At 32.7% G+C, this 5,993-nt stretch carries 6 protein-coding genes; all 6 read left to right on the top strand.

The window, feature by feature from the left end:
* The coding region (locus B2S90_RS04750; RefSeq protein ID WP_278861069.1) for a L,D-transpeptidase at nt 1-543 on the top strand (543 nt) is incomplete at its 5' end.
* A gap of 113 nt (nt 544-656) precedes the next feature.
* Entirely contained in the window at nt 657-1,115 is a 459-nt protein-coding gene (locus B2S90_RS04745; protein WP_278861070.1) for a GtrA family protein, read from the top strand.
* Nucleotides 1,116-1,129: 14 nt separating this feature from the next.
* Nucleotides 1,130-2,170 carry an acyltransferase gene (locus B2S90_RS04740; protein ID WP_070101837.1) on the top strand — a complete coding sequence of 347 codons (1,041 nt, stop codon included), beginning with the start codon at nt 1,130-1,132 and terminating at the stop codon, nt 2,168-2,170.
* Nucleotides 2,171-2,294: 124 nt separating this feature from the next.
* Entirely contained in the window at nt 2,295-3,740 is a 1,446-nt protein-coding gene (locus B2S90_RS04735; protein WP_070101836.1) for a sugar transferase, read from the top strand.
* A 13-nt stretch (nt 3,741-3,753) separates the two neighbouring features.
* On the top strand, nt 3,754-4,530 hold the full coding sequence (locus B2S90_RS04730; protein WP_040390219.1) for a DUF4422 domain-containing protein: 777 nt from the start codon (nt 3,754-3,756) through the stop codon (nt 4,528-4,530).
* Nucleotides 4,530-5,993 (top strand): peptide ABC transporter substrate-binding protein (locus tag B2S90_RS04725; RefSeq protein ID WP_286696617.1); only part of this gene is annotated, 1,464 nt, incomplete at its 3' end. The genes B2S90_RS04730 and B2S90_RS04725, both read left to right, overlap by 1 nt.

Raw genomic sequence — 5,993 nt, 5'->3', positions numbered from 1 at the left:
GCAGGTAGTTATTACTACATTAACCATGGTGTATTAGATTGGAATTATTCTGGTTTTGCACAGATCGATGGTAAAGGCAGATACTATGAAGTAGTTAATGGTGTGATGGTTTATAGTGCTTTAGATAAGATGCGTGGATTAGTGCGTAATGAAACAAGTCCTACAAACTATATTATACTTGTAGATAGAGCGGCACATCGTGTAGGTATCTTTAAAGGCGGTAAGAACAACTGGCAGGATGTACAGTATTATAAGTGCTGTGTTGGTAAACCTTCTACACCTACTGTAAGTGGTACGTATTATGTAGGTATTAAAGGTAAATACTTTAATACAGGCTCAAGAGGTAGATGCTGGTATTATACACAGATTACTGGTAACTACTTATTCCATTCAGTTATCTATGATAGACAGAATACTCCGAAGAATATTATTGATAATGCGATGGATGCAGCAGTCTCTCATGGTTGTGTAAGATTAGATATTAATCATGCGAAATGGATCTATGACAACATTCCTAAGAAGACTAAAGTAATTATTTATTAACATCTCAGGTTCCTCCTATTTAGGAGGAACTTTTTTTGTAGAGTACAATTTAATTGGGAGAATACCTCAATATGATGTATACTTATTCTGTATGAGTGTATCATGGAGGTTTTATGAAAAAAGATAAAGATATATTTGATAGAATCATGGAGTGGAAGATCTTAAGTATCTTTAATCCATTTTATAAGAAATATAAAGAAGTATTACTCTATTTATTCTTTGGTGGTTTAACGACTTTTATTAGCATCGGTTCTTATGCATTCTTTGATATTGGTATGCATATGGATCCAATGATTGCGAATATCTTTTCTTGGATATTAGCGGTATTATTTGCGTATATAACAAACCGTATCTGGGTATTTGATAGTAATGCGGAAGATATGAATGGGATTCTTAGAGAAATGGTTTCTTTCTTTGGAGGACGTGTTGCGACTCTTTTAATGGAAGAAGTCATCTTATATGTGGGTATTAAGTTATTAAGTATGAATAGTATTGGTGTAAAGGTTGCAGCACAGATTCTTGTGCTTATTGGAAATTATTTAATTAGTAAGCTATTTGTATTTAAGAAGTAATGAGGGGTATTTATATGAAAACGAAAAAGATAGAATATATCGATTTAGCGAATGTTATTGCGGCAATTGCAGTTGTATTTCTACATACAAATGGGTGTTTCTGGGAGTTTAATAAATCAAGATATTGGATTACTGCGAACTTAATTGAAAGTGTATTTATTTTTGCAGTTCCTGTATTCTTTATGATTTCAAGTGTGACATTGATGGATTATCAAAAGAGATATGATACAAAGACTTTCTTAAAGAAACGTTTCTCTAAGACAGTGATTCCATTTCTATTCTGGACATTTGTAGGTCTAGTATTTGATATTGTTTTCTTACACACACTTAAACCATCTGATTTAACTTTAAGAGTTCTAGTAGATGGTATTATTAATAATCAATTTGTGAGTATTTATTGGTTCTTTATGCCATTGTTTGGAATCTATTTATCTATTCCTCTATTTGCATCTATTTCGGAAGAAAAAAGAATCGAGCTATTTAAATATTTGTTTATCATTGGATTTATTTTTAATGGAACTATTCCATTCCTTCTATCAGCCTTTCATATTGATATAGCATGGCCTTTAGGAATTAATGTAGTAAGTGGTTATGCAATCTTTGTGGTAATGGGTTATTTGATTCATAAGATAGATTTTACACTTAATCAGAGATGTATTATTTATATTCTTGGTTTGGCAGGTTTCTTAATGCATTTTGGTGGTACTTATTTTGAATCTTACGCATTAGGTGGTGTGAGTCAGATCTATAAGAATTTAATGCAGACCCCTATTTTGATGTATTCTGGTGCTATTTTCTTATTTATTAAACAGATCAGTAGTAAAGTCATGCAGACTAAAATATCTAAATCTGTACAGTTCATTAAAAAATATACATTCCCTATTTATTTAATGCATTATTACATTATTGAAATCTTAAATAGATACCTACATCTTGCGAATTATACAAAGTCAATTATCTATCGTTTAGGTATGCCGCTCGTTGTGATTCCTATCACGATTATTTTAACTGCATTAATTCGAAAATTAAGAGTGGGAAAGAAAGTATTACCATAATTACACAAAAATTACACATAGATGGCCTTGTAATAAGGTATAATAACGGCAATGAGTGAATTACAGGTCATTTTGTGGTATAGTTAACTTAGTACGAACTTAACAATAAGGATGTGAATATGAGATGTATAAAAGGAAACTAAGAGGATGGGCAAAGCATTTAGATTTTTTAATTGCGGACCTGATTTGTTTACAGCTAGCCATTTTTCTAGCTTACTATATGCGTCATGGAATACTTGATTTATATACTAGATCATTGTATGTAAATATCGCTATAGTTATGACATTATTGGATATGTTGATTATTATATTCTTTAATATTTTAAAGAATATTTTAAAGCGTAATAACGTTACAGAAATGATAAAGGTAATAGAGAAATCATTATTATTAATGGTTGTATCTACTGCTTATATTTTCTATGCGCAGAAGGATGATGTATCACGTTTAACTTTAGGTTTTACATGTGTATTTGATGCAATGTTTACTTATATTGTGCATTGTGTTATGAAGCCAATTGTAAGACGTAGAAGAAAGAATAATAAGAAGTCATTGATCGTGATTACAGAGTCTGAGTATATTGATTCTATTACAGAGAATAAGAAAGCATTTGGCTTAGATGAATATCAGAGTGTTGGATTTGCGGTTCTAGATAAGAATATGGAAGGTCAGAAATCACATGGCTGGTCTATTGTCGCGTCTCAGGATACTGTCATAGATTATGTATTGAGACAGTGGATGGATGAAGCATTGGTTATTCTTCCTAGGGAAGGTGTTTTCTCAACTTCTTTAGTTAAAGACTTAGCTGAAATGGGTCTTGCAGTTCATGTAGAAATCAGTGAATATAACTCATTAAAGGGTTATCGTAAACAGTTTGAAAGAATGGGTAAAAACCAGGTATTGACTGTCAGCATGAACTCTATTAATGAATACGACTGGATTGCGAAGAGAATATTAGATATTTTAGGTGGTTTAGTAGGCTGCTTAATTACACTCATTCTAACAATTTTCTTAGCTCCTGCAATTTTTATTGCGTCTCCAGGACCAATCTTCTTTAAACAGAAGAGAGTTGGTAGAAATGGTAAAGTGTTCAATATGTATAAGTTTAGAAGTATGTATATGGACGCTGAAGAGCGTAAGAAGGAACTTATGGCGCAGAATAGAGTCAAGGACGGTATGATGTTCAAACTTGAATATGACCCTCGTATTATTGGCTGTAAGAAGAAAGCCGACGGAACTATTAAGAAGGGTGTAGGTAACTTCATTAGAGACTGGTCTCTTGATGAATTTCCGCAGTTCTTTAATGTATTAAAAGGTGATATGAGTTTAGTAGGTACTAGACCTCCTACTCTTGATGAATGGAATAAGTATGAATTACGTCATAGAGCACGTCTTGCATTTAAGCCAGGTATTACAGGTATGTGGCAGGTAAGCGGTAGAAGTAATATCACTGACTTTGAAGAAATCGCAAGATTAGATAAAGAATATATCAAGAACTGGAAGTTCAGTCTTGATATTCAGATCTTATTGAAGACAGTACAGGTTGTTTTCAAAAAAGAAGGATCAATGTAAAGGAGTAATGAATATGCCATCAGTAAAGATTATTATTGCGACACATAAGAAGTATCGTATGCCTGATGATGAGATGTATGTTCCTGTACAGGTAGGTGCAGAAGGTAAGGATGATCTTGGATATACACGTGATAATACAGGTGATAATATTTCTTCTTTAAACCCACAGTTCTGTGAGTTAACAGGATTATATTGGGCTTGGAAGAATTTAGATGCAGATTATGTAGGTTTAGCGCATTATCGTAGACATTTTAGAGGTAAGAAGAAAACAAAGGATCCATTTGATTGTGTTCTTACTTCTAAGGAAGCAGAAGAATTATTAAAGGACAATGATATCTTAGTGACTAAGAGACGTAATTATTATATTGAAACAATTTATGATCATTATGTTCATACACTTTATCCAGAACCACTCGATGAAACAAGAAAGATTATTGAAGAGAAGTGTCCAGAGTATTTACCAGCTTTTGATAAACATATGAAAGAAAAGACAATGCATGCTTTTAATATGTTTGTGATGAAGAAAGAATATTTTGATGCTTATTGTGAATGGTTATTTGGTATTTTATTTGAATTGACAAAGAGATTTGAAGATGCTGAATATAATAGTTTCCATGCACGTTATCCAGGTAGAATTAGTGAATTATTATTAGATGTCTGGATGATGGAGAACGGTTATGCATGTAAGGAAGTGCCATTTGTTTATATGGAAAAGATCAACATGTTTAAAAAGGGAATGGGATTTTTAAAGGCTAAGTTCTTACATAAGAAGTATGGGGAGAGTTTTTAATGAGTTTATTTAAGAAAATAGTAACACTTGTACTCGCAATGAGTTTGATGACTGGATGTTCTTTGACTAATAATGCGGATTCACAGAAGGTATTTAATTTTGCAGATTCTGGTTATGTGACTTCACTTGATGCATCAAAGGCTATTGATGAAACATCTACGAATGTGATTCAGGCTTTTGGTGATGGTTTATATGCTTATAATGTGAAAAGTAAGTTAAAGCCTGCCATTGCGAAAAGCATGAAAGTCAGTGATGATGGTAAAACATATACCTTTGAAATTAGAAAGAATGTGAAATGGTCTAATGGGGATCCTGTGACTGCAGAGGACTTTGTATATGCATGGAAGAGAGCCTTATCTATGCGTTCTGATGCATCTAAGCTTCTTACATCTTATGGTGCAGCCATTGCAGGAGCAGATGAAATCTACAACGGTAGAAAGTCTGCAGATACATTAGGGGTTTATGTGAAGGATAAGAAGTTAGTCGTTAATCTCGCTTATAAGACATCACGTTTTATGGATTTAGTGACTCAGCCAGTATTCTTCCCATTAAATCAGAAGTTTGTAGAAGCACAGGGAGATCAGTATGCAACTTCTCCTAAGACATTATTGTCATGTGGGACATATAAGGTGTCTTCTATTTCTAAAGATAAGATTACTTTAAAGAAGAATAAGACATGTTATATCGCAAAGAAGACAAATATCGATTGTATTAATATGTATTTTGGAATCAGTAATGAAGATAAGATCAAGATGTTTGATGAAGGTAAGATTGACTTTGCGGCAGTGACTGGTGAAAATGCGAAGAAGTATGATGGTAAAGATTCAAGTACTGCAGATCCTGATAGTGTTATTTGGGATTTAGTACCTAATTTCAAGGATCAGTATTTATCAGATGCAAGAGTACGTGAAGCAATGTCTTTATTACTTGAAAGAAAGAAATACAATAAACAGGTATTGCATGATGGAAGTCATAAGGCACAGGGATTACTTCCTATGGGAATCTGTTTCAACTCTAATAAGCAGTTTATTAGAGATGCTTCTAGTTATAAATTAAAGTATGATAAGAAAGAAGCAAAGAAAACTTTAAGTAAGCTTCTTAATGAATACAAATTGAAGAAATTCACATTTACTTTAACTTATACAAATGATTATCCAGCAACTAAGGCAATTGCGGGTAAGATTAAAGATGATCTTGAAGCAACAAAACAAATCAAGGTGTATTTAAAAGAAGTAAATACTGTAGATTATAATCAGGCAGAACTTTCTTTATTACGTATCAAGGGTGTATGTAATGATGCTTATGATTATCTAGCCCCTCTTGCAGTCAATAACCAGGGTATTAATCATTATGCGAATAATGAATTCAATAACTACTTTAGAACTGCAGTGAACGCAAAGGATCAAGATGAACGTTACTATGCATTCTTAAATGCAGAAAGAGTCGCAATGCGTGACTATGCA

The sequence above is a fragment of the Catenibacterium sp. UBA627 genome, from assembly GCF_002299355.1.
Taxonomy (GTDB): domain Bacteria; phylum Bacillota_I; class Bacilli_A; order Erysipelotrichales; family Coprobacillaceae; genus Catenibacterium; species Catenibacterium mitsuoka.
The sequence above is the reverse complement of the archived record's forward strand: the minus strand, read 5'-3'. Positions and strand labels throughout refer to the sequence as shown.